At 53.1% G+C, this 21,515-nt stretch carries 20 protein-coding genes and 1 pseudogene; 13 read left to right on the top strand and 8 right to left on the bottom strand.

The window, feature by feature from the left end; all coding sequences use genetic code 11:
• Positions 1-138: 138 nt before the first annotated feature.
• On the top strand, positions 139-1,041 hold the full coding sequence (locus JJL52_RS10830; protein WP_202052425.1) for a cation diffusion facilitator family transporter: 903 nt from the start codon (positions 139-141) through the stop codon (positions 1,039-1,041).
• A 220-nt stretch (positions 1,042-1,261) separates the two neighbouring features.
• On the opposite strand, the gene JJL52_RS10825 is transcribed toward JJL52_RS10830, so the two are convergent.
• Positions 1,262-3,592 carry an EAL domain-containing protein gene (locus JJL52_RS10825; protein WP_202052424.1) on the bottom strand — a complete coding sequence of 777 codons (2,331 nt, stop codon included), beginning with the start codon at positions 3,590-3,592 and terminating at the stop codon, positions 1,262-1,264.
• Positions 3,593-3,892: 300 nt separating this feature from the next.
• On the opposite strand from JJL52_RS10825, the gene JJL52_RS10820 reads away from it, so the two are divergent.
• Positions 3,893-4,603: a glutamine amidotransferase gene (locus tag JJL52_RS10820; RefSeq protein WP_202052423.1), complete on the top strand. Its 711-nt coding sequence runs from the start codon at positions 3,893-3,895 to the stop codon at positions 4,601-4,603.
• Positions 4,604-4,732: 129 nt separating this feature from the next.
• Here JJL52_RS10820 and JJL52_RS10815 read toward each other — a convergent pair whose 3' ends face one another.
• From JJL52_RS10815 to dnaB, 3 genes are all read right to left on the bottom strand, one after another.
• Positions 4,733-5,860 (bottom strand): aminotransferase class V-fold PLP-dependent enzyme, encoded by a 1,128-nt coding sequence (locus JJL52_RS10815; protein ID WP_202052422.1) that lies wholly within the window; start codon positions 5,858-5,860, stop codon positions 4,733-4,735.
• A 318-nt stretch (positions 5,861-6,178) separates the two neighbouring features.
• Positions 6,179-7,276: an alanine racemase gene (gene alr, locus JJL52_RS10810; RefSeq protein WP_202052490.1), complete on the bottom strand. Its 1,098-nt coding sequence runs from the start codon at positions 7,274-7,276 to the stop codon at positions 6,179-6,181.
• A 4-nt stretch (positions 7,277-7,280) separates the two neighbouring features.
• Entirely contained in the window at positions 7,281-8,675 is a 1,395-nt protein-coding gene (gene dnaB, locus JJL52_RS10805; protein WP_202052421.1) for a replicative DNA helicase, read from the bottom strand.
• Positions 8,676-8,876: 201 nt separating this feature from the next.
• On the opposite strand from dnaB, the gene ssb reads away from it, so the two are divergent.
• Positions 8,877-9,359 (top strand): single-stranded DNA-binding protein, encoded by a 483-nt coding sequence (ssb, locus tag JJL52_RS10800; RefSeq protein WP_202052420.1) that lies wholly within the window; start codon positions 8,877-8,879, stop codon positions 9,357-9,359.
• A gap of 389 nt (positions 9,360-9,748) precedes the next feature.
• Complete coding sequence (mepK, locus tag JJL52_RS10795; protein WP_336885062.1) at positions 9,749-10,267, top strand: peptidoglycan L,D-endopeptidase MepK; 519 nt, start codon at positions 9,749-9,751, stop codon at positions 10,265-10,267.
• 64 nt (positions 10,268-10,331) lie between these two features.
• On the opposite strand, the gene JJL52_RS10790 is transcribed toward mepK, so the two are convergent.
• From JJL52_RS10790 to JJL52_RS10780, 3 genes are all read right to left on the bottom strand, one after another.
• The gene (locus JJL52_RS10790) at positions 10,332-10,523 is read right to left on the bottom strand and encodes a hypothetical protein (protein ID WP_202052418.1); all 192 of its coding nucleotides are present in this window, start codon (positions 10,521-10,523) and stop codon (positions 10,332-10,334) included.
• A 20-nt stretch (positions 10,524-10,543) separates the two neighbouring features.
• A complete protein-coding gene (locus JJL52_RS10785) occupies positions 10,544-10,810 on the bottom strand; it encodes a hypothetical protein (RefSeq protein WP_236994190.1) in 267 nt (88 codons plus the stop codon).
• A 105-nt stretch (positions 10,811-10,915) separates the two neighbouring features.
• Positions 10,916-12,217 carry a dicarboxylate/amino acid:cation symporter gene (locus JJL52_RS10780; RefSeq protein ID WP_202052417.1) on the bottom strand — a complete coding sequence of 434 codons (1,302 nt, stop codon included), beginning with the start codon at positions 12,215-12,217 and terminating at the stop codon, positions 10,916-10,918.
• A gap of 153 nt (positions 12,218-12,370) precedes the next feature.
• Here JJL52_RS10780 and JJL52_RS10775 point away from each other — a divergent pair, with 153 nt between their 5' ends.
• The 9 genes and pseudogenes from JJL52_RS10775 (at position 12,371) to tmk (ending at position 19,463) form a co-directional block, all read left to right on the top strand.
• Positions 12,371-12,691: a hypothetical protein gene (locus tag JJL52_RS10775; RefSeq protein WP_202052416.1), complete on the top strand. Its 321-nt coding sequence runs from the start codon at positions 12,371-12,373 to the stop codon at positions 12,689-12,691.
• Positions 12,692-12,736: 45 nt separating this feature from the next.
• The gene (locus JJL52_RS10770) at positions 12,737-13,114 is read left to right on the top strand and encodes a hypothetical protein (protein WP_202052415.1); all 378 of its coding nucleotides are present in this window, start codon (positions 12,737-12,739) and stop codon (positions 13,112-13,114) included.
• Between the two features lie 9 nt (positions 13,115-13,123).
• Positions 13,124-13,909, top strand: coding sequence for a polyphosphate kinase 2 (gene ppk2 / locus JJL52_RS10765; RefSeq protein WP_202052414.1), 786 nt, complete (start codon positions 13,124-13,126; stop codon positions 13,907-13,909).
• Positions 13,910-14,331: 422 nt separating this feature from the next.
• Positions 14,332-15,996 (top strand): MFS transporter, encoded by a 1,665-nt coding sequence (locus tag JJL52_RS10760; protein ID WP_202052413.1) that lies wholly within the window; start codon positions 14,332-14,334, stop codon positions 15,994-15,996.
• Between the two features lie 185 nt (positions 15,997-16,181).
• Positions 16,182-16,551, top strand: a pseudogene (gene tnpA, locus JJL52_RS10755) (IS200/IS605 family transposase).
• Between the two features lie 229 nt (positions 16,552-16,780).
• Positions 16,781-17,548 (top strand): radical SAM family protein, encoded by a 768-nt coding sequence (locus tag JJL52_RS10750; protein ID WP_202052412.1) that lies wholly within the window; start codon positions 16,781-16,783, stop codon positions 17,546-17,548.
• Positions 17,548-17,973, top strand: coding sequence for a hypothetical protein (locus JJL52_RS10745; protein ID WP_202052411.1), 426 nt, complete (start codon positions 17,548-17,550; stop codon positions 17,971-17,973). Before JJL52_RS10750 ends, JJL52_RS10745 begins: the two co-directional genes overlap by 1 nt.
• 2 nt (positions 17,974-17,975) lie before the next feature.
• Positions 17,976-18,767 carry a phosphoribosyltransferase family protein gene (locus JJL52_RS10740; RefSeq protein ID WP_202052410.1) on the top strand — a complete coding sequence of 264 codons (792 nt, stop codon included), beginning with the start codon at positions 17,976-17,978 and terminating at the stop codon, positions 18,765-18,767.
• A 3-nt stretch (positions 18,768-18,770) separates the two neighbouring features.
• Complete coding sequence (tmk, locus tag JJL52_RS10735) at positions 18,771-19,463, top strand: dTMP kinase (RefSeq protein WP_202052409.1); 693 nt, start codon at positions 18,771-18,773, stop codon at positions 19,461-19,463.
• Between the two features lie 148 nt (positions 19,464-19,611).
• Here tmk and JJL52_RS10730 read toward each other — a convergent pair whose 3' ends face one another.
• The gene (locus JJL52_RS10730; RefSeq protein WP_202052408.1) at positions 19,612-21,423 is read right to left on the bottom strand and encodes an ABC transporter ATP-binding protein; all 1,812 of its coding nucleotides are present in this window, start codon (positions 21,421-21,423) and stop codon (positions 19,612-19,614) included.
• Positions 21,424-21,515: the final 92 nt, after the last annotated feature.

Here is a 21,515-nt window from a genome sequence, read left to right as displayed (position 1 = left end):
AAACAAAAGCCAGACGATCGCGCCCCCTTTTTCGGTAAGATACTGTTCTAGCAAACTCATTTTGTGAATAACACCGTGATTTATGAGGCAGACTTTGCCCATTAAACGGGATAGCATCATTCAATCTGGTAGACGATCATGACCAATACCCATTCAACCAAGGCGATTCTTTACGCTTTTGCCGCTAACCTCGGCATAGCCGCTACAAAAACCGGCGCGGCCGTGTGGACCGGATCAGGCTCGTTGCTGGCCGAGGCAATTCATTCGTTTGCCGATTGCGGTAACCAGGTGTTGCTGCTGATCGGCATGATACGTTCGCAAAAGAAACCGACGCGCAAGCATCCGATGGGATTCGGGCGCGAATCCTACATCTGGTCGATGATGGTGGCGATCGTGTTATTCTCCGTGGGCGGGCTATTTTCGATTTATGAAGGCTGGCTGCGTTACATGCATCCGCACGAAGTCGAAAATGCAGGCATTGCCTTGTTGATTCTATTGATTGCGATCGGCCTGGAAACTTTTTCCCTGAAAGGTGCGCTGAACGCGATGGCGGAGGAAAAGGGCGGGCGTTCCTTATGGCAATGGTTTCGGGAAACCCATTCGCCCGAGCTGATGGTGGTGACCGGCGAAGACGTTGCCGCGCTCGCCGGGCTGTCCATCGCCCTGGTGATGCTGGGCCTGACGATGATCACCGGCGACACCGCCTATGACGCAGTGGGGTCGATGCTGATCGGCTGCTTATTGGTGACGGTTGCCGCCGCGATAGGCAGGGAAGTACATTCGTTATTGATCGGCGAAACGGTCGAAGAGGTTCGGGATGCCGTCGAACGGTATCTCGAACAACAACCCGGCGTGCGCCGGGTGTTGAATCTGTGGGCGATCGATCACGGCAATGCGGTGATGCTCACTGTCAAGGCTGAGCTGGAGCCGGAAATGGCGGTCAGGGACGCGGTTCAGCAAATCAACCGGATGGAAAGCGAGATCAAGCAAACGCACAACCGCATCCGGTGGATATTCTTCGAGATCGATGATACCGACTGATCGGCTTGGTGAATGGCAGTCCTTCGGCTACAGGCCGGTTCGGTTATTGGCTTCTGAGAAACGGGGGCGCATTGCACTTGCGGTCTTCGTAGCGTCCTACGTACGATGCCGCCGGGCGGATTGATTTTGAAGGAGGTAAGTTCTCCGCTTCGGGAATCGATGAGGCGAAGGCGCAAAGCGCAAGCTGAACAGTGAGAAGCTTATGGTTTCTTGCCGGATTTCAGCTAATCAGACATTTCATTTCCATCTTGCCGATATTGTCTTTTTGCTGGCGCAACAGGTCGGTCATTTTGTAGTTGGGCAGCGGCGGACTGAAAAAATAGCCCTGAATGATGTCGCACTCGCGGTTCGCCAGATAACGGAGCTGATCTTCGGTTTCAACGCCTTCCGCGACAATCTGCTGTCCCAGCGAGTGTCCCATTTCGATGATCGCGCGGGCGATATTCGCATCGCGGGAGTCGTGCGTCATTTCCCGAACGAACGACTGATCGATTTTGAGTATATCGACCGGAAAATTTTTCAGATAGGACAGCGACGAATAGCCGGTGCCGAAATCGTCCAGGGCAATGTGAATGCCCATTTTTTTCAGGCGCTTCAGTTGTAACTCAATCCGTTTGACGTCGCCGACCAGCGTTGATTCGGTAATCTCCAACTCCAGGTATTCGGGCGCGAGGCCGCTGTCGTGCAGCGCTTCTTCGACGATTTGCAAAAAATCGGGGTCGGTGAACTGCCGAGCCGAGATATTGACCGCGGTCCGCGGCAAGAAAATGCCTTCATCCTGCCAGCTTTTGCTTTGTTCGCAGGCCGTTCTTAAAATCCATTTACCAATTTCCACGATCAGCCCCGATTCTTCCGCAACCGGAATGAAAAGATTTGGCGGTACCATTTTGATCTCGCCGCTGAGGGTTGGCTGGAACCAGCGAATCAATACTTCCGCGCCGCAGAGCTGCCTTTCCTTCGCCAGGTATTGCGGCTGGTAATACAACTGTAGTTCGTTTTTGGCAATTGCCCGGCGCAGATTCATTTCCATCGATAACCGGTCTTCGGTGGCGGCTGTATATTCTTTGCGGTAGAACTGGTAGTTGTTGCGGCCGGTCTGTTTGGCCTCTTTCATTGCGGTGTCCGCGTTCTTCAGCAAGGTTTCGGGACGGGTGCCGTCTTCGGGAAAAATCGCGATGCCGATACTGACACTGATGAAAATCTCTTTGCTCTGGATATGGAAAGCTTCGGACAAATACCGGATGATTTTCTTCGCGATCATCGATACGGCATAGATGGCCCGGTCCCGGTCTTTGTCGTTCAGGAGCAGAACGGCAAATTCATCGCCGCTCAGTCGGGCCACGACGTCGCTTTTGCGCGTGATTTCGCTGAGTCTCTTCCCGGCCTGTTTCAGCAATTCATCGCCCGCGGCGTGCCCCATCGATTCGTTGACCGCTTTAAAGCGGTCAAGATTGATGTACAGAACGACCGCGTGCAGTTGATAGCGGCCCGACGTCGAGAGGAATTGTTCCAGGCGTTCGAAGAACAACGGGCGATTGGTGAGGCCGGTCAGATCGTCATGGTGCGAGATCAGCTTGAGCTGATTTTCGAGTCGTTTTTGCTCCGAAATATCGGTCAGGCCGGCAAAATAACGGATTTCGTTCTCCCCGGCCCGAATTGCGGTGGTTTCAAGCCGGGCGGGAAAGCGATGGCCTTGTTTGTGCCGGCACTCGACGGTCCATACGCTGCGATTGCCATGTTCGGCTTGGTCCAGATTAAATGAATTCTCCGGCGACGGCAGCGAGTCGTCTGCTGCGGAGTCTCCGATAATCAGCGCGAGGCTTTTGCCGGCCAATTCGTCCGGCGGGTAGCCGGTGAGTTCGCTGAAAGCCAGGTTGCTGTCGAGCAGGCGGAAATGCCGGTCGATCTGCGCATAAGCGATATGGGAGCCATGCAGCGCCCGTTCGAGCCATTCGAGCCGGGTCCGATTCTTATCGAATTCGCTGGCCGGTCTGCCGGTAATGACCATCCGGAAAGGCTTTTGGGCGAGATCGAACACGGGCGTGCGCGTTTCTTCCAGGGCCAATTCGGAAGAAGAGTGTCTGAGCGTCCGAGTCGGCTCGCCCCGTTCCCAGCACTTTTTATCCTCGGCCGCGCCGTTTTTTAATGCCGATACGTCACAGTCGGCTTTTTGCGCCAGTTCGAAATCGGTTTTTCCGAAATAGTCGGTTCCCTCCAATCCCAACCCGGCCAGATAGTCATCCGATGCGGCCAGCCAGCGGCCGTCCTTGTCTTTCAGGCACAGCAAATCGGAGAAATGGCGAACCAGCATCTGATCGGAAAATTGCAGGCTGGACACTTCCGTAGCGACAGGTAGAGGCAGTTTGGTTGTCGACTGGAAACGTTTTTCCGCCAACCCATGGAGGGCGGCGGTATAGAAGCCGAACAGGCCGTTTATCGCCAACAGCGGAAGACCGTAGTCGAGCCGTTGCCAATAATGAGCGGCGAGGGCATAGAAGATATCCGCCAGTACAAGCGCTATAGCCAGAAATAGAGGTATCTTGTATTTCATCGTGTCCCGGTAATGAGCCGAAATATTTTAAGAAGCGCTTATCGCCTTATCAGGCTGTCTAACGGAAGAGGGCGAAACCGGCGTCCATGCAGCAAGACGTCGGCTTTACCGTGGTCGCCTCGTTTGATGCCCCGGCCGGCACAGCATCCCCGCTTGCTGCACCCTCCCTGAAAGCCGCCCGGCAGGGTATAATGCCTATAAGTTTCCGACGTATCGGACGCGGCAATCGGTGTGCCCGATGCCGATCGGTTGCGCGTCGTGATAACCTTTAAGTCTAGTTTAAAATTCCGGCTATATCATTTGAAATCTTTCGTCATCATCAAAACCGGCTCGACATTGTTGCCCATTCGGCAGCGCTTCGGCGATTTCGAAGACTGGATAAGCGAAGGCTGCGGCCTGTCCGGTGTGCCGGTGATGGACGTTGCAGGAGGCGAAGCGTTGCCGTTGCCGGAAACTTTATCCGGGGCGATCATTACCGGCTCGCCCGCGATGGTGACCGATCAGTCCGGATGGATGCAGTCCCTGGCTGTCTGGGTACGGGAAGCGGTAAGCGAGGCGGTTCCTTTGCTGGGAGTCTGCTTCGGCCATCAACTCCTGGCGCAGGCGATGGGCGGCCATGTCGATTATCATCCCGAAGGTCGGGAAATCGGCACCGTCGCGATCGAATTGACCGAAGAAGGAAAACGGGATCCTTTGCTCGGCTATTTGCCGGGCCGGTTTACCGCGCATGTCACCCATGCGCAATCGGTGAGGCGGCTGCCGGCGAGCGCCTTGCATCTGGCGGGCAACGCCTACGAAGCGCATCAGGCGTTTCGGGTGGGAGAATGCGCCTGGGGAGTCCAATTCCATCCCGAATTTACCGCGGAGGTCATACGCAGTTATGTTGACGAACATACCGCCGCGCAGCATGAACAAGACCGAGACGTTGCCGCGTTAAAGGCCGCGATAGCCGATACCGAGGCCGCAAATGCGCTGCTGAAACGGTTTTACGGTTATTGCACGGAACGGTAGCGGCTGGATGGCGATGCCCTAAGGATCTGGCCGATATTAACTTCCGGGTATGGAGGGTAGACCTGCCGGGTTTTTAAAACCCGGCAGGTCTTGGGCCGGGAAGTTATTTAGAGCCAAATCCTAAGCCGGTCAGGCCGGATAGCGGTCGATGATGGCCAGCGCCCGGTCGATCTGATCCGGAGTGTTGTAAAAATGCGGCGAGAAGCGGATGCCCGCCCCGCGCAGGGCGCAAATCACTTTTTGCTGCATCAGGTATTCATAAAGCGCCGGATTCGGAATCTTTTGATGTCTGAATACTGCGATACCCGACTTTAACGCCGACGGGGCAGGGGACAGTAATTCCAGTTCGGGATGCCGTTCCATTCGTTCCCGCAGATAATTCATCCGTTCGAGCAGCAGGGTTTCGATCTTTTCCATCCCAATTTCGAGCAGCAACGAGACGCTGGCGGACAAGGCATGGATACTCAGCATGTTCGGGCTGCCGCACTCGAAGCGGCGGGCAGTTGGATGTATCGTCCAGGGCTTGTTTTCGTAATTGTGCGTATCCTTCATCATGTGCCAGCCGAACTGCGTCAGCTTGAGCCGATCCCGCGCTTCCGGCATCGTATAGAAAACCCCGAGACCTTCCGGACCGAATAGCCATTTATGGCCGTCGGCCATTACAAAATCCGCCTGACAAGCCTGCACATCGAAGCGCACCGCGCCGATACTCTGGATCGCATCGACGCAGAACAGGATACCGCGCCGTTTGCAGAATCCGCCGATCCTTTCGATATCGAGCCGGAGGCCCGTCGCGAACTGGATCGAACTGACCGTCAGCAGGCGGGTGTTGCGGTCGACCAACGCGAACAGCGACTCTTCCGGCGTGGCGGCGGCATGCAAATCGGCCTGACGCAATTCGACGCCCTGTGCAGCCAGCGATTCCCACGGCAGTCGGTTCGACGGAAACTCCTCGTTACTGGTCACGATATTGTCGCCGGCCTGCCAGTCCAGGCCGTAAGCAACAAACGACAGCGCTTCGGAGGTATTTTTGACCAAGGCGATGTCGTCCGGGCTCGGTGCGTTGATCAGCGCCTGCAACTGTTCGCGTAAATGCGTTTCTTTCCGGAGCCAGTCGGGATAAAACGCCGCGCCGTAGCGGGCGTTCTGTTCGGCGAACTCGACCACCGCCTTGCGGGTCCGGTCCGGCCAGGGCGCGACCGCGGCATGATTGAAATAGATCAGGTCTTCAACTAACGGAAATTCGGGATGATGCATACATAAAACCGGAGTGTTTACTCATGAAACCTATAGGGTACGCTCGACAGCATGGATGCCACCACGAAAGGGTGGTCTATGGACAGAGGTACGAGCCCAAGGAAGGGCGAGGTAGATCGCGTCGGGAACACGCGATCGACGACCCCACGGATGGGGGAGGTAGATCGCGTCGGGAACACGCGATCGAGGGCAATGCAGGAGCAATTGCCGACGACTGCAGGGAGGCAGGAGGTAGGCAATGCAGGAGCAATTGCCGAGTGCGTACCTTGAATCGGTATTCTCCTTTATCTCTCTTGGTACGCACAGCGTACCCTACGATTAGCATGTCACCGGCTCGAGTTCCCGCTCGATGATCTGTACCCGCTGAGTAATCCCGCACACCAGCGTGTAAGGGATCGTGTCTGCGCACTGAGCGATTTCCTCGACCGGCAGGTCGTCGTTCCATAAAGTCACCGGATCGCCCGGCCGGGCGTTCGGCTGTGAAGCCAGATCCACCGTAATCATATCCATTGACACGCGCCCGATCAGCGGCGCGCGGCGGCCGTTGACCAGCACCGGCGTGCCGTTCCTGGCATAGCGCGGATAGCCGTCGCCGTAACCGACCGCGATCACGCCTAAGAGCGTCGATTCGGGACAGCGCCAGGTGCCGCTGTAGCCGACCGTTTCGCCTTTGTACACCGGCTTGACGGCGATCAACTGCGAATAGAGGCCCATCACCGGCTGCAGGCCGATTTGCCTGCCGGTCTGGGACGGAAACGGTGAAATCCCGTAGAGCATTACGCCGGGCCGTACCCAGTCGGTTAAGGCATCCTTCCAGCCCAGAATGCCGGCCGAGTTGGCGATGCTGCGTTCGCCCGGACAGCCTGCAAGCGTCTCGTTGAATAAAGCGATTTGTTGAAGGGTTTTTACATCGGTTTTGTCGTCCGCATTGGCCAGATGCGTCATGAAACGGATTGGGCCTTTGACGAGTCGGCATTGTCGCAACCGTTGATGGACTTGGCCGAAATCAGCGGGCCGAAAGCCGAGCCGGTTCATGCCGGTGTCGATCTTCAGCCACACGCCGAGCCTGCCGATTTCCGGGCGGTTTTCGAGAATATCAAGCTGTTGAAACGAATGGACGACCGTGTCGAGGCCGTAGGATAGGAAGAGATCGAGCTCATCGTTGTTCCGGAAACCTTCCAGCACGGTGACCGGTTGCCGGAAACCGGCTTTTCGCAGCCGGATCCCTTCGTCGCCGCGCGCAACCGCGAAGGCGTCGACGTCGGTCAGCACTTCGGCGATACGCTGCAAGCCGTGGCCGTAGCCGTTGGCCTTGATCACCGCCATGATTTTTGCGCCGGGCGCGTGGCGTCTCACCACGGAGACGTTATTTTTTACCGCATCGGTATTCAGAACCGCATAGGCGGCAGGCATCAGCGGATTATTCATAATAATCCTGGTCATACTGCGTTCCCGCGTAATTCTCGAAACGGGTAAACTGGCCGAGGAAGGTCAGCCGTACGGTGCCCAAAGGGCCGTTCCGCTGCTTGCCGATGATCAGTTCCGCGATGCCTTTGTCCGGGCTGTCTTCGTGGTAGACCTCGTCGCGGTACACGAACATGATCAGGTCGGCATCCTGCTCGATCGCGCCCGACTCCCTGAGATCCGACATCACCGGCCGCTTGTTCGGCCGCTGTTCGAGGTTGCGGTTCAGCTGCGATAGGGCGATCACCGGCACGTTCAGTTCCTTCGCGAGCGCCTTTAGACCGCGGGAGATGTCCGAGATTTGCTGCACCCGGTTGTCGCCGCTGCTCGGCGACTGCATCAATTGCAGGTAGTCGATCACGATCAGCCCGATCTGCCCATGTTCTCGCATCAGCCGGCGTGCGCGCGAGCGCACTTCGGTCGGTGTCAGTGCAGGCGTATCATCGATGAACAGTTTGGTTTCGGCGAGCAGGCTCATTGCTGAGGTCAGCCGCGGCCAGTCGTCGTCTTCGAGTTTTCCGGTACGGACCTTGTTCTGATCGATCCGGCCGAGCGAGGACATCATCCGCATTGCCAGCGCGTCGCCCGGCATTTCCATACTGAATACCGCGACCGGCATCCGGCTTTTGATCGCGATGTTCTCGGCCATGTTCATCGCGATCGTGGTCTTACCCATCGACGGCCTTCCGGCGACAATGATCAGATCCGCCGGCTGCAGGCCGGAGGTCAGCCGGTCGAGTTCGGTAAAGCCGGTGCTCGCGCCGGTGATCGAGCCTTCCTGCGCGAACATCACTTCGATCCGGTCGACCGCTTTCGCGAGCAGCGATTTGATCGGCTGGAAGCCGCTCTGGCCTTTCTGACGCTGTTCGGCGATCTTGAACACTTCGCGTTCTGCGTTTTCGAGCAGTTCGGAGGTGTCGCGGCCTTCGGTATTGAAACAGGAATCCGTAATGTCGGTGCCGACGTGGATCAATTGCCGCAGCACCGAGCGGTCGCGGACGATATTCGCGTAGCTGACGATGTTCGCGGCGCTCGGCGTATCCTTCGCGAGCATGCCCAGATACGCCAGACCGCCCGCATTTTCGAGTTCGCCGATATCCTCCAGCGCTTCCGATATCGTCACCACGTCGAAAGGAATCTGTTTTTCGGCCAGATTCTCGATCGTCCGAAAGATCAGCCGGTGGTCCTTCCGGTAGAAATCGTCGGCGGTCACCTTGTCGGCAACCGAATCCCAGGTCTGATTGTCCAACATCAGGCCTCCCAGTACGGCCTGTTCGGCCTGGATGGAACTGGGCGGAACTTTTAAAGAGTCGTGCGCGTAGTCGCGCGGAAAGGTAAGGCTGTCAGGCATCTAATGGCGAGAGAAAAAGAGTAGGTTAGATAAGTGAGGCAAAAGCGCCCCTCGATTTGATATACTGCTATTTTATCAAAATTGGCCGCGACACACTGGAGCATCGGTGATTTTCGTTGCGGGGTATGGGCCGGCAATCGACGGAAGCCGGTTCGGTAGCGGCGGCTTTGATGGATCAGGAAAAACATTTTGGAGTAAGCAATGCTGAATAAGGTTATTTTGATTGGAAGATTGGGAGCCGATCCCGAAGCCCGCTTCATGCCGAGCGGAGGTCAGGTGACGACGATTCGTCTGGCTACCAGCAGAAGGTGGCGCGATAAGCAGACCAATGAACGCAAGGAAGAGACGGAATGGCATCGCGTGGTGTTCTTTGCCCGGCTGGCCGAAGTGGCCGGGGAATATCTGAAAAAAGGCAGCCAGGTTTATGTCGAAGGACGTATTCGGACCCAGAAATGGCAGGGCCAGGACGGCCAGGACCGTTATACGACCGAAATCGTCGCCGAAGAAATGCATATGCTCGACAGCCGCAGCGGCGGCACGGCAAACTTTGGCGATCAGCCGCAATCGGGCTATGCGGCTCCGAGCAGGCCCTCGTCTCCAAGGTCGGAAGCGCCGATGCCTTCCGGTTCAATGCCGCCGCCACCGCCGAATTACGACGACTTCGACGACGATATTCCGTTCTGAAGAATCTAAGAGCCTATACGTAAAAAATGTGAAAAAGCCCTGTAATTCATAGGGCTTTTTTTAGTGTGATATTTTTATGCTCGGATCATGGCAGGCGTTCAAGGGCTCGGCTGGATTCTGAAGCCCTGTAAGAGTATAAATAATGTTACTGTTGAACTTGTAATATGGTTAACTTTACTAAACAGTAGCATGGGATTAAGTGTTACTTAAAATAAAACATGAAAGAGCGATCCTCAAATAACGCAGAGTCCGACGTGGACATTATTGCATCCAGACGCGAGTTTCTGAAGAAGCTGGCTTTGGGTTCATTGATAACACTGAGTGGATCGGGAGCGGCCACAGCGGCCGTAAGGCACGTCATCTATCCCGGGAAGCATCGACACAAGCCCGTGCATGAGCCCGTTTTTCATGCCTTCGACCGCTCGGTTCACCGGCGAAATACGGCGCCTTATCCGCATACTTTCGAACATAAAACGCTCGCCTTCGAACATACGCATACCGGCGATAAGCTAAAGCTGACCTATTTTGAGCGCGGCCGCTATATTAAAGAAGCGCTGCATGAAATCAACTATCTGCTCCGCGATTTCCGTACCGACACTATTCACCCGATCGATACCGCCTTACTGGATCAGTTGTTTATGCTAAAGCAAACGCTTGGCGTTAATAAACCGTTCCATATCATCTCCGGTTATCGCTCGCCCTTTACCAATGCCCAACTCCGTAAGTACAGCCATGGCGTGGCGGAACATAGTTTTCACATGCAAGGCCGGGCTATTGATATCCGGCTTGAAGGCATTTCATCCAAAACCGTTAGAAACGCCGCGCTGGCAATTGCGCAAGGCGGCGTAGGTTATTATCCGCGAGACAATTTCGTCCATCTGGACACCGGGCATTTTAGAACCTGGTAAACTCCGCGACGAATCCCTACCAGCAGGGATGATACTAAAACGGACGGAAAAAGAGCAATCAGGCCTAATCTTCAGGCTTTTTTCCGGCGTAGATTTGCTCGACCAGTTCCTTGAACCAGTACGGGCGCGCGACCAGTACGTACAGCACCAGGATTTCCAATATCGGCAGCGGAATCACATGGAGAACAATCAAGCCGATCAATACGATGAAACACAATATCAGCCGGGACGGGAAGGTTGTTTTATCTATACTCACGGCATGGTTACCAGGTTAAGTTAGTCGGAGTCGTCCGCACCGTTGTGATTGGCGCGGCCATCTTGAGCGTATATCTCCAGCACGGCGTTTTTAAACCATAGCGGGCGAAAGAGCAATATGTAAAGCAGAATCAGCCCGATGACCGGGACCGGCAAGAAGTCGAGCACCATCGTCACTAACAGCACAATGATCCATTTGATTCTGACAAAGACGGCGTTATGGCTCATATCGACATGGGCTCCAAAATCTTTTCTGCGGCATAAAATAACCCATTTCGATCCGATCATTAAGGCGGCCCCTTAAAATAATGGCAGGCCGCTATTGCACAAGCTCATGATTTCAAGGATGAGCCCGCCATTTTTTGATGCCCGTCTTGATAACCAGTGCGGACGTTAATGGTTTCTTTTGTCCAGCCGATCCAGCAGAATCGCGATCAGCATGTCGTTCATCACGTTTACGCCGGACCGGAACCGGGCAATGATCCAGTCGATCGTGGTGATCAGCGGCACCGCGGTGACCACCAGGGTTTCGGGCAGACCGGCCGTGCTCAATACCAGGGGCAGGGCGATCAGGCCGGCTTCGGGAATGCCCGAAATGCCGACGCCCACCATGATAGCCGCCGTAATGATAACCAGTTGCTGCGCAAAGTTCAGTTCGATGCCGATCGCTTGCGCCAGAAACAGCGCGGCCATCGCTTCGTACAGGATGATGCCGTCGTTGTTCAAATTGGTGCCGATACAGACCGACAAGCGCGCCGACCGGTTCGAAATCCCCATGTTTTCGGTCAGGCAGCGCAGGGTGATCGGCATCGTCGCCAGGCTGCTGTTGGTGGAAAGGCCGGTCACGATCGCATCCGCGCCGCCCGAAAAATAGCGCTTGACCGGCATTCTGCCGCCCCATTTGACCATGCCGGGATAATAGACGAGGGCGTGGATCAACAATCCGCTCAGCATCGCAGCCAGGAACACCGCCACCAGTTCGAACACCTCCAGGCCCGCTTTCCCGACCACTTGCGCAACCACTCCGAATACCGCGAACGGTATGCCCTTGACGACCCAGAGCAGCATCTGGATCAGCAGCCGGCAGCCGACGCCGATGGATTTTTCCAGCATGACGAGGCCGGCTTGATCTTCATCCGCCGTCTGCCGCTTCAGTTGACGGATCGCGCCGCCGAACAGCAAAGCCAGCAGGATGATCGCGATCATATTGTTGTCGACGAACGGTTCGGCCAGACTTTTCGGGATATAGCCGGCAAGGTTTTTCAGCGGATCGAGCGTCAGATTTTCCGGTACCGGTTTGGGCATCAAGCGGCTTGTGTCGTGGTCCAGTTGGTTTGTCATTGCCGTCAGCCTGCCTTCCCACAAATGGCCCGGACGCAGGGTATTCATCAAAGTGAGGCCGATGATCATCGCCGCCGCCAGATTGATCGAACACAAGGCCAGCAGGCGGCGGCCGTGCTTGAGCGAAATGTCCGTATTGATCATCGCGTCCAGAATGGCGAAAAAGACCAGCGGCGCCGCAAGCGCCTTCAAAAGGCGGATCACCAGTTGTCCCAATTGGCCGAGCGCCGCGTTGCTCAACAAATTAAAACCGTAACTTTCGGTTCCGAATAAGACGCCCAGAAGGGCGCCGGCGGCAACGCCAATGACGACCTGGAGGTATAAAGGCAAGGCAAAGCCGCTGGGCTTGTTCATGGGCAGCAAATGTTTAGCGAATTAGAAATGGCGGGAAGCGCTTCAAAAAGCATAGCAACAGTCCAGTTTAGCATTCTGCCTGGAGAGAAGGTAAGCGGTGGGCAAGATTTGGGTGTAAGATGTCAATATTCCCTTCCTGACTGGAGACGTATGATGAGTACCTGCTGCCATGATCCGACCGAACCGCCGAGAGCCGATCCCCGCGACATCCTCAGGGAACAGGTGCGCTACGATAATCTGGTCCGCGATCTTTTCACCGAGGATCCCGAAAGAATCCTGCTCAGGCTGGTGAACGAATCCAGCGCCTATCTGCGGGAGCTGGCCGCGCTTAGGGCACATTATCCTGCCGTGCGCTTGCGGGCGATCGAATTGTTGAATCGCAAGAGTCTGGACACGCTGGAGCGCATTGCGCAAAAAGAGCCGGATTCACCGTTCGGGCTGGCGGCCCGGCAACGGATCGAGCAGATGGAATGATTCTCTAGTCTTGAGATCGATCCATTCAATTTTGTGGAGGCAGCAATGAAACCTTTCCGAATACTCTGGTTAAGCCTGTTCATGGTGATCGCCCAGACTGCCTGGGGCTACGGCAGCAGCAGTAGCTCGAAAGCCTGTGAAAAACCCGGCTTTAGTCAATTTTCCCCGCCCGATAAGGCAGAGGTGTCCCCGAATACCGAATTTTCCTTTATCGCTTCGCCGAATACGAAACCGCAAACGGTCAAAGTCACTGTCAAGGATATTCCCGTACCGATTGCGGTGAAGCCCGTCGCCCAGGGTTATTTAGTCAGCGGAGCTCTGCCGGCGGCATTGCGCGGCGTCTATGCAAGGATCAGCATCACGGCGGAAGGCGCGAACCAGTGCAAAGGCAGCGGCGGATGGCTGCTGAATATCGGCGGATAAGCTTTCACCATGAAACATAAACACGACAGGAAAAAAATCGGCAAAGAAGAATATAAAACCACTTTGATCCAATTGCAGATCGAACTGGTCAAGCTGCAAAAACACATCATCAAGCATGACGGGAAAGTGCTGATCATTTTTGAGGGACGCGATGCGGGCGGCAAGGACGGTTCGATCAAACGCATCATTCAGCATTTGAGCCCGCGCGAAACGCGGGTCGTCGCACTGGGGAAACCTTCCGACCGGGACAAAAGCAGCTGGTATTTCCAGCGTTATGTGCCGCATCTGCCGGCGGCCCAGGAAATGGTTTTGTTCAACCGCAGCTGGTACAACCGCGCCGGCGTCGAGCGCGTGATGGGTTTCTGCAGCGACGGGGAATATCACGAGTTTCTCGAAACCGTCCCGGATTTCGAGCTGATGCTGGTTCGGTCGGGCATCAAGCTGTTGAAGTATTACCTGGACATCAGCCGGGAGGAACAGAAACGGCGCCTCGAAGACCGCGAACGGGACCCCTTGAAACAGTGGAAAATCAGCCCGATCGATGTGGAAGCGGTCAAGCATTGGGACGACTACAGCCTTGCCCGCAATATCATGTTTGCGAGAACGCATCATCTGGATGCGCCCTGGACGGTCGTGCGGGCCGACGATAAAAAAAGCGCGCGCCTCAATATCATCAAGGACATGTTGTTCCGCCTCGACTATAAGGATAAAAACGATGCGGAAGTGCTGCCCGATACCGACATCGTATTCAATTATGCAGAAAGCTATTTGAAAAACGGGATGATTGCGGAATAGGGCAGCAACAGGCTTAGGAGCTGGCTCCAAATAACTTTCCAGCCAAAGACCTGCCAGGTTTTAAAACCTGGCAGGTTTACCACGCCATACCAGGAAGTTAGGATTCGGCTCCACATAATTTCCCGAAACCGGTAGGCTACGGATAGGCTGAAATAAACGCCCACTTCCCCCTTTGAAAAAGGGGGATCGAGGGGGATTTATTAAAAAAATCTCTCCTCACCCCGCTTTTTCAAAGGGAGAGACTGAACGCATACGCGCTAAAAAGCCACGCAATACAAACAGGTTAAAACCGGGAAGTTATTTCCGCCCAAATCCTGAAAGCCCTCTGGGATCAATGGAACGGATTCGATTCGACCGCGAACTTAATATCAAACTCAGGAGTCAACAGACGCATTCAAACGCATTAAGCCGAAGGAGGATACATGATTAAGGGGCCGTCGGACGCAAACCGTAATACCGCGCCGATCTTTTTCTTATTACGGAAGTGGCTGGATCATAATGTGATCGATCTCGGCCGGCAAATGCGCGTCAGTTACGTGCCGCCGCTGATGGTGTATCTGGCGGCGGGCGTATCGGGGCTGACCGGCATCGTCGGAACTTTTTTCGTCAAGGAATATTTGGGCCTGAGCGCCGAGTTTCTGGCTGCGCTGGGGTTCTGGGCGATGCTGCCCTGGGCCTTGAAAATGCCGATAGGGCATCTGGTCGATTTACTGTGGCGCCATAAGGCCGGCCTGATCTACCTGGGCGCGACGCTGATCGCCGCCGCTTTGCTGATCATGATCAATCTGTTGAGCGACCGTGAGTATATGCAGTCGTTATGGCCCGTCGAAAACTGGTACGTGCTGGCGGCGCTCCTGGCTCCGGTCGGTTACGTGATCCAGGATACCGTGGCCGATGCGATGACCGTGGAGGCCGTGGCCGTCATCGACGAACAGGGCCGGCCGCTGCCCGAGCCGGAAATACTGGCCGCGCATACGACGATGCAGACCCTGGGCCGGGTCGCGATTATCGGCGGCAGCCTGCTGGTAGCGGGGGTTAATGTCGCGTTTTTCAGCGGCATCGAAACGATGGATGAGGCCCAGAAAGCGGCGATATACCTGTCGATTTACCGGTGGGCGCTGTGGATTCCGGTCATCTCGATTCTGGGCGTTGTGCTCTCGTCTTATTTACGGGCGCAGGAAGAATGGCGGCTCGCCGCACACGGTTTCGAGTTTGAAGATATCGAACGGCTGACTGCCCGCGCCCGTGAGGTGCCCGCGGTCAATTGGCCGCTGCTCGGCGGCGGGCTTGGATTTGCGCTGTTCGCGGCGGCGGTCGGGCTGGGAGGATTGCGAAACAGCGAAGAAATCGTATTTGCCGGGTCTTTGGCGATCGTGCTGTTTTTGATGTGGCGATTGACGATGGACCTCGACGGCAAAACGAAAAACCGCTTGTACGGGACCGCATTCGTGATCTTCGCGTTCCGCGCGGTCCCGACCACCGGCGCGGGCGAAACCTGGTGGATGATTGACGACCTCGGTTTCGACCAGCAGTTCATCTCGAAATTGTCGCTGATCGCGAGCACGCTGACTCTGCTCGGCATGTTCCTGTTTCGCCGTTTCATGGCCGAACGGCCGATCACCTACATCATCGCGGTGCTGACCGTCGTGCTGGGCCTGCTTTATATCCCCAATATCGCGCTGTACTACGGCATTCACAAATGGACGGCGGAGCTGACGGGCGGCGTCGTCGATGCCCGTTTCATCGCGCTGGTCGATACCGCGCTCGAATCGCCGCTGGGCCAGATCGCGATGATTCCGATGCTGGCCTGGATCGCCAATTCGGCCCCCAAACAGTTGAAGGCGACTTATTTCGCGGTGATGGCGGCGTTCGTGAATCTCGCGCTATCCTTGTCGCAGCTTCTGACCAAATGGCTGAATCAAGGCTTCGTGATTACCCGCGAAGTGCGCGATGCGGCGACCGGCCGGATCGTGGTTGCCGCGGATTACAGCGAACTCGGCTGGCTGCTGATCGTGGTGATGGGGCTGAACTTGGCGATCCCGATCGCGGCGATCGTGCTGGCGAAACGGACCTGGCTGAAAGACTGAATTGTAATTTGTAATCAGCCGGTCGTGGGTTCGATTCCCATCGCCGCTCCACAAAATCAAGGGATCGCTTTGAGGTGCTCCGGCAGCTCGTCGATTAAGCACTTTTTTAATTTTCCATCATAAGGTTTAGACTACCGGCTTTAGCCGGTCAGCTTTAGCGCGATAATTGAGCCAAGGAGGTGGTGATGGATTATAGATACGGTTCACCAAATTGAATCCCATTTTGTTTGGGTAACCAAGTATCGTTACAAAGTGTTGAGTGGTGAGGTAACGAAACGAGTCAGAGACTTGGTGGGGCAAACCTGTGAAGCGTTTGAGATACGGAATATCAAAGGCGCCGTGAGTAAAGATCATGTTCACATATTAGTGAGTGCTTCGCCGAACCTGGCTCCCAGTGAAATCATGAGGCGAATCAAAGGGAGGACATCGAATTATCTGTTCGAAGAGTTTCCGCATTTGAAAAAGCGCTACTGGAGGGCAGGCATTTTGGGGGCGCGAGGGTATTTTTGCGCCACTGTCGGGCAGATGACTGATGAGATAATCAAGCCCGCGTAGGGCGGAATAGCGAAGCGTATTCCGCCGGATGTGGAGTTTCCATGCGGCGCAATACGGCTTTGCCTATTGCGCCCTACGGTCCTGTAATCCTTTTTCAAAACATTTAGTGTGATTTGCAGAATTAGAGGCTAGTAGATTTTCAGTGAAAACGGTATGATGAAGGGTTAACTCCGGCTTTTGCTGGTTTAGTTAAAGAATAAATTTCCACTAACATGGGCGACTGGTTTATATGGATATGATAGTTCGAAGATTTGTATCAGGTAATAGAAATCGTATTTTTATTAATCCCGCTTTAGGCTGTCAGTCAAGTTGTTCATATTGTTATTTGGAACATGAGGGATTTACTTTGGGACAGCAACCCTCGTTTAGAGAAACTGCTGAAAAATTGATTTACGCGGTATATTTGAAAGACTTTCAACCAGGAAAAAATGGCACAGTAATATCTATAGGTTGTTTTTCTGAGTGCTGGGATAAAAGTAATATTGAAGTATCAAAAAAAATAATATCTTACTTTCTATCACATGGTAATCCTGTTCAGTTTGCAACAAAAAGATCAGTAAATCCAAGCCAAATTAAGGAAATTTTACCTCAAATTTTATGGAAAGGTCAGTTGACTCTATTCGTCTCTTGTGCCTCTATCACTGAGTGGAAAACTTACGAAAAAGGGACTACAAATCCTGCTCTCAGATTTAAGCATATTGGTAACCTAGTTGAACTAGGACTAATGACTTACATTTATATAAAGCCCGTTATTGAGGGTGTTACGATAAAAGATACAAACTTGTTTCTAAAAATAGCACTGCATCAAAAATGTGATGTTGTTGTGGGTAGTCTTTTTGTGTACTCAGAAAATAAGGTACCAGACTCACCAATACCTTCTACGCAACTTTATATTAAAGAATCGATTGATGAGATTAATATAATTAATGCTTTTGCCGGGGTTTCTAAAGTCTATAGAAATAGTATTGACGCGGTGAATATTTGGAGAAATTGTTAATGAACAAACTTGATTCAATAAAAGAAATTAAATCTATCATTTTGGATAACATGGATATTGACTTTACCTCTCTTATGCATAAGAGTTCTAACTTTGAGTCGATTATTTATGGTTTAATATATGCGTTAGGATATGAATTCGTTTCTGTTAATCATTCTAGCGATATTATTACCTTTGAAGCCAGTATTGGAGTGTCAACGGAATTGGTTATATTATTCGATAGTAAAAATAAGACAATAAGTGGTCCTTTAAAAGAGCAGATAGTACAAGTTTTTGAATTAGTAAAAGCGATTGAAACTGAATTAACTGATGCAATGATGTATCCGCCTCATCTGAGGCAACAAGCGGTTGAGAGTGTCTGCAACAGAATAGGCGTGTCAAGAGAAAGATTCTCTACAGTATTAAAGAATTGGAGTGCATACTGAGCATGTTAACCTTTGATGATATTGTTTTAAAAATACTGGCCATATCTACAATATTTTCTATTGCTGCATGGACAGGTTTTCTGCCTCGCCGTATTACTCGATATTTCATTCGTAACAGAGCAGAAGAAACATTACAAGTTCTATCTAGCCTTGGCATCACTCCTGATAAATATCTTAAAGAAAACCTTGCTAAATCTGTTCCTTCCTTTGTCGACAGTAAAGAAATAGAAAATTCATTAAATAAATTACTAGCTAAATGCTCAATTAAGAAAGAAGTGGGAGTTGGTAAGATACACCAAGTAAAAGTTAAAAATTATGTGGATGTAATGGCTATGTCTACTGACGCAAAAAATGCAGAACAATTAGCTAGGCACCTCACATCCTACTGGAGAAAACTACTCAATGATAATAATGTAACTGTGCAAAACCCGAAATTTGATTTGGTTGTAACCCCGAAGAGTGGTGCGCCAATTCTAGGATATGAGTTTGCTAAAATATTAAATGTCCCCTTTGCATTACATACATCGGATCACGAAAAATTTACTAGCCAAGATCCTAAACTCTACTTCCAGTCAGTATTTGATAGTTTTTCTATACCTAGTGAGGGTTCGGTAGCTTTAGTAGTAGATGACAGCGCTACAGGTGGACGTAAAGTACTGGAAGCAGTATCAGCGCTTAGAAAATGTGGAATTATAGTTACGGATTGTTTGGTGCTGTTTGAACCAACGATAAAAGAAGTTCGTCGAAAATTAATAGAGCAAGGTGTTAGTTTGCACTCTATAGTGAAAAGGTAAAATATGATAGGTAAGATAATAGTTATTGAAGGTATAGATGGTAGTGGAAAAAATACCCAGACCAATCATATATTAAATTATCTTAATGAGCGTGGTATTAAAGCATCAAAAATTTCCTTTCCTGCATATGAAGAAACCTTTTTTGGTCGTGAGGTAGGTAATTATTTAAACGGTAAATTTGGTAAGCTAGATCAAATACATCCGAAATTGTGTGCCATGCTCTATGCTGGTGATCGTTTCGAGAAATTACCAGAAATTAATGAGAAGCTAGCCGCAGGCTATTATCTCATTATGGATCGCTATGTACCATCAAATGTAGCACATCAAGCTGCAAAACTTGAAGGAAAGGAAAGAGAAGTGTTAGCTTCCTGGATTGAAGAGCTAGAATATACTGTTTATGGCATGCCAAAACCGGATATGGTGATTTTCCTTGATGTATCCCCAAAAGTGTCCCAGGAGCTTATTCTAACAAAAAATAAGAGATCTTATACCGAGAAACAACAGGATTTACACGAAGAAAATAAACCGTATCTTGAGAAGGTTTATGAATTTTTTTGCGAAAATTCATCTCAGCAATCTTGGGAACATATAAAATGTTTTCATCAAGAAAGAATGCGATCTGAAGATGATATTTTTGATGAAATCAAAGAATTAATAGATAAAAAATTCTTAGATTTGCTTTTCTCCAATATCTGAGATGGTTATATTCCGCTGTAGCTAAATCCTAGCTATAGCTGTGATAGGGTAAGGCTTTTTTCTGACTCATTGAGGTTGTTTTTATCTTTGGCGACCATTGCAAGGGATTGATTTACTTGTATATTACTTGCGTGTTTAACATTTGTAATCAGCCGTCCGGCAGGAAGCCGCCGGCCTGCATGTTCCATAAACGGTAGTAATAGCCTTTCAGCGCCAACAGCTCCTCATGCGTTCCGTCCTCGACGATCCGTCCCTGATCGAACACCAGAATGCGGTCGAGATAGGCGATCGTCGACAGCCGGTGCGCGATCGCGATCACGGTCTTTTTTCCCATCAGCCGGGCCAGGTTTTCCTGGATCGTTTTTTCGGTGACCGAGTCCAGGCTCGACGTCGCCTCGTCCAGGATCAGGATCGGCGCATCTTTCAGCATTACCCGCGCGATCGCGATCCTTTGCCTTTGGCCGCCGGACAGCTTGACGCCGCGTTCGCCGACCAGCGAATCGTAATCTTCCGCCATGGCCCGGATAAACTCGTCCGCATGCGCGAACCCGGCGGCGTCCGCGATTTCCCGGTCGCTCGCGCCGGGTTTGCCGTAGCCGATGTTTTCCTTCAGGCTGCGGTGAAACAGCGTCGGGTCCTGGGGAATCAGGCTGACCTGTTCGTGCAGCGATGCCTGAGTCGCTTCGGCGATGTCGGTGCCGTCGATGCGGATTTTGCCGGCTTGCGGCTCGTAATTGCGTAGGATCAGGCTTACGAAAGTCGATTTGCCCGAGCCCGAAAAGCCGACCAGGCCGACGCGCTGGCCGGGTTCGATCACGACGTTCAGCTGCTTGAAAACCGGCTGGTCCGGATGATAGCCGAAAGTGACGTCGCAAAATTCGATACGTCCTTCGGCGACTTCAAGCGGTTTCGCATCCGGCGCATCGACGATTTCATGCGGCTGCACGATCGTCTCTACGCCGTTCGCGATGTTGCCGACGTACTCGAAAAACTCCAGGAAATGGCGGGACAGATTGCGCGCGTCGGCAATCACGATCAAGGCCAGGCCCATGCTCATCGTGAAATCGCCCACGCTGATCAGGCCCTCCTGCCAGAGCGTCAGCGCGTAATAAATCGTGCCGATCTTCAACGCGCCGGCCGAGATGAACTGGAACCAGCGCACCCGTTCCATGAACCAGAACGTTTGGCGCGCGGCTTTCAGTTCGGTTTCCAGATAGCCCTGCAGATAATCGCGCTCGAACTTTTGGCGAGCGAACAGCTTGGCGTTCAGGCTGTTGGTGACCGAATCGACGATCTTGCCGTTCACCATGCTGCGGATGCCCGCATAGTGTTGCGAATACGGACGGCAGCGCGTCGCCAGCCAAAAAGAAATCGCCACATAGACAAAAACCCAGGCGGTGACGAACAGCCCGAGCCCCTGATGCACGTGCAGCAGCAAGCCGGCGGAGACGCCGAAGGTGATCGTGATCGGCCAGAAATCGCACAGCACCGCCCAGATCGTATGATTCACGCTGATCGCGGTTTCGCTGATCCGGTGCGCCAACGCGCCCGCGAAATGGCTGCTGAAATAACGCGCCGAATGGTATTGCAGGTAGGTGAACAGGGTGCGCGTGGTGCCTTGGCGGAGCCGCGGGCCGATCGTAATCAGGATCGCGCCGCTGGCCCGGCTGCACAGGATTTCGGCGACCGTGAGCCCGGCCAGGAACAGCAAGGGGCCTTTCAGCGCCTCGATGGCGGTGCGGGCATCGGGAAGTCCGGCCGCTACGCCTTCCATGATCGCCTTGACCGCATAGGGCACCAGGATGCTGCCGGCCGCCTGGCCCGCTTCGAAGAGGATCATCAACGTAATCCAGCCCTTGAAGTGGGATACGCAGTAGAGGATGAAGCGGATCGTGCCGCTGGGTAACGGCGGCGCTTCGGCGGCGCGGCGCATGGCCGGGGTGAGTGATATTTTAGACATTAACAGCGGAATGGAGGGATAAATCGACCATTATACCTGCGCTGTAGAGTGACCGGCCGAATCTGCAAGACTCGGAGTGCGGAAGGCAGGGC

It is taken from the genome of Candidatus Methylomicrobium oryzae, from assembly GCF_016745425.1.
GTDB classification, from domain to species: Bacteria; Pseudomonadota; Gammaproteobacteria; order Methylococcales; family Methylomonadaceae; genus Methylomicrobium; species Methylomicrobium oryzae.
The sequence above is the reverse complement of the archived record's forward strand: the minus strand, read 5'-3'. Positions and strand labels throughout refer to the sequence as shown.

What these genes read in the sequence shown, in the direction of transcription:
- JJL52_RS10825 (WP_202052424.1), bottom strand. Translation starts at nt 3,592, where the DNA reads ATGAAATACAAGATACCTCTATTTCTGGCTATAGCGCTTGTACTGGCG.
- JJL52_RS10760 (WP_202052413.1), top strand. Translation starts at nt 14,332, where the DNA reads ATGATTAAGGGGCCGTCGGACGCAAACCGTAATACCGCGCCGATCTTT.
- ppk2 (WP_202052414.1), top strand. Translation starts at nt 13,124, where the DNA reads ATGAAACATAAACACGACAGGAAAAAAATCGGCAAAGAAGAATATAAA.
- JJL52_RS10830 (WP_202052425.1), top strand. Translation starts at nt 139, where the DNA reads ATGACCAATACCCATTCAACCAAGGCGATTCTTTACGCTTTTGCCGCT.
- JJL52_RS10730 (WP_202052408.1), bottom strand. Translation starts at nt 21,423, where the DNA reads ATGTCTAAAATATCACTCACCCCGGCCATGCGCCGCGCCGCCGAAGCG.
- dnaB (WP_202052421.1), bottom strand. Translation starts at nt 8,675, where the DNA reads ATGCCTGACAGCCTTACCTTTCCGCGCGACTACGCGCACGACTCTTTA.
- JJL52_RS10780 (WP_202052417.1), bottom strand. Translation starts at nt 12,217, where the DNA reads ATGAACAAGCCCAGCGGCTTTGCCTTGCCTTTATACCTCCAGGTCGTC.
- JJL52_RS10815 (WP_202052422.1), bottom strand. Translation starts at nt 5,860, where the DNA reads ATGCATCATCCCGAATTTCCGTTAGTTGAAGACCTGATCTATTTCAAT.
- JJL52_RS10750 (WP_202052412.1), top strand. Translation starts at nt 16,781, where the DNA reads ATGGATATGATAGTTCGAAGATTTGTATCAGGTAATAGAAATCGTATT.
- JJL52_RS10775 (WP_202052416.1), top strand. Translation starts at nt 12,371, where the DNA reads ATGAGTACCTGCTGCCATGATCCGACCGAACCGCCGAGAGCCGATCCC.
- ssb (WP_202052420.1), top strand. Translation starts at nt 8,877, where the DNA reads ATGCTGAATAAGGTTATTTTGATTGGAAGATTGGGAGCCGATCCCGAA.
- JJL52_RS10785 (WP_236994190.1), bottom strand. Translation starts at nt 10,810, where the DNA reads ATGATCGGATCGAAATGGGTTATTTTATGCCGCAGAAAAGATTTTGGA.
- JJL52_RS10740 (WP_202052410.1), top strand. Translation starts at nt 17,976, where the DNA reads ATGTTAACCTTTGATGATATTGTTTTAAAAATACTGGCCATATCTACA.
- JJL52_RS10745 (WP_202052411.1), top strand. Translation starts at nt 17,548, where the DNA reads ATGAACAAACTTGATTCAATAAAAGAAATTAAATCTATCATTTTGGAT.
- tmk (WP_202052409.1), top strand. Translation starts at nt 18,771, where the DNA reads ATGATAGGTAAGATAATAGTTATTGAAGGTATAGATGGTAGTGGAAAA.
- JJL52_RS10770 (WP_202052415.1), top strand. Translation starts at nt 12,737, where the DNA reads ATGAAACCTTTCCGAATACTCTGGTTAAGCCTGTTCATGGTGATCGCC.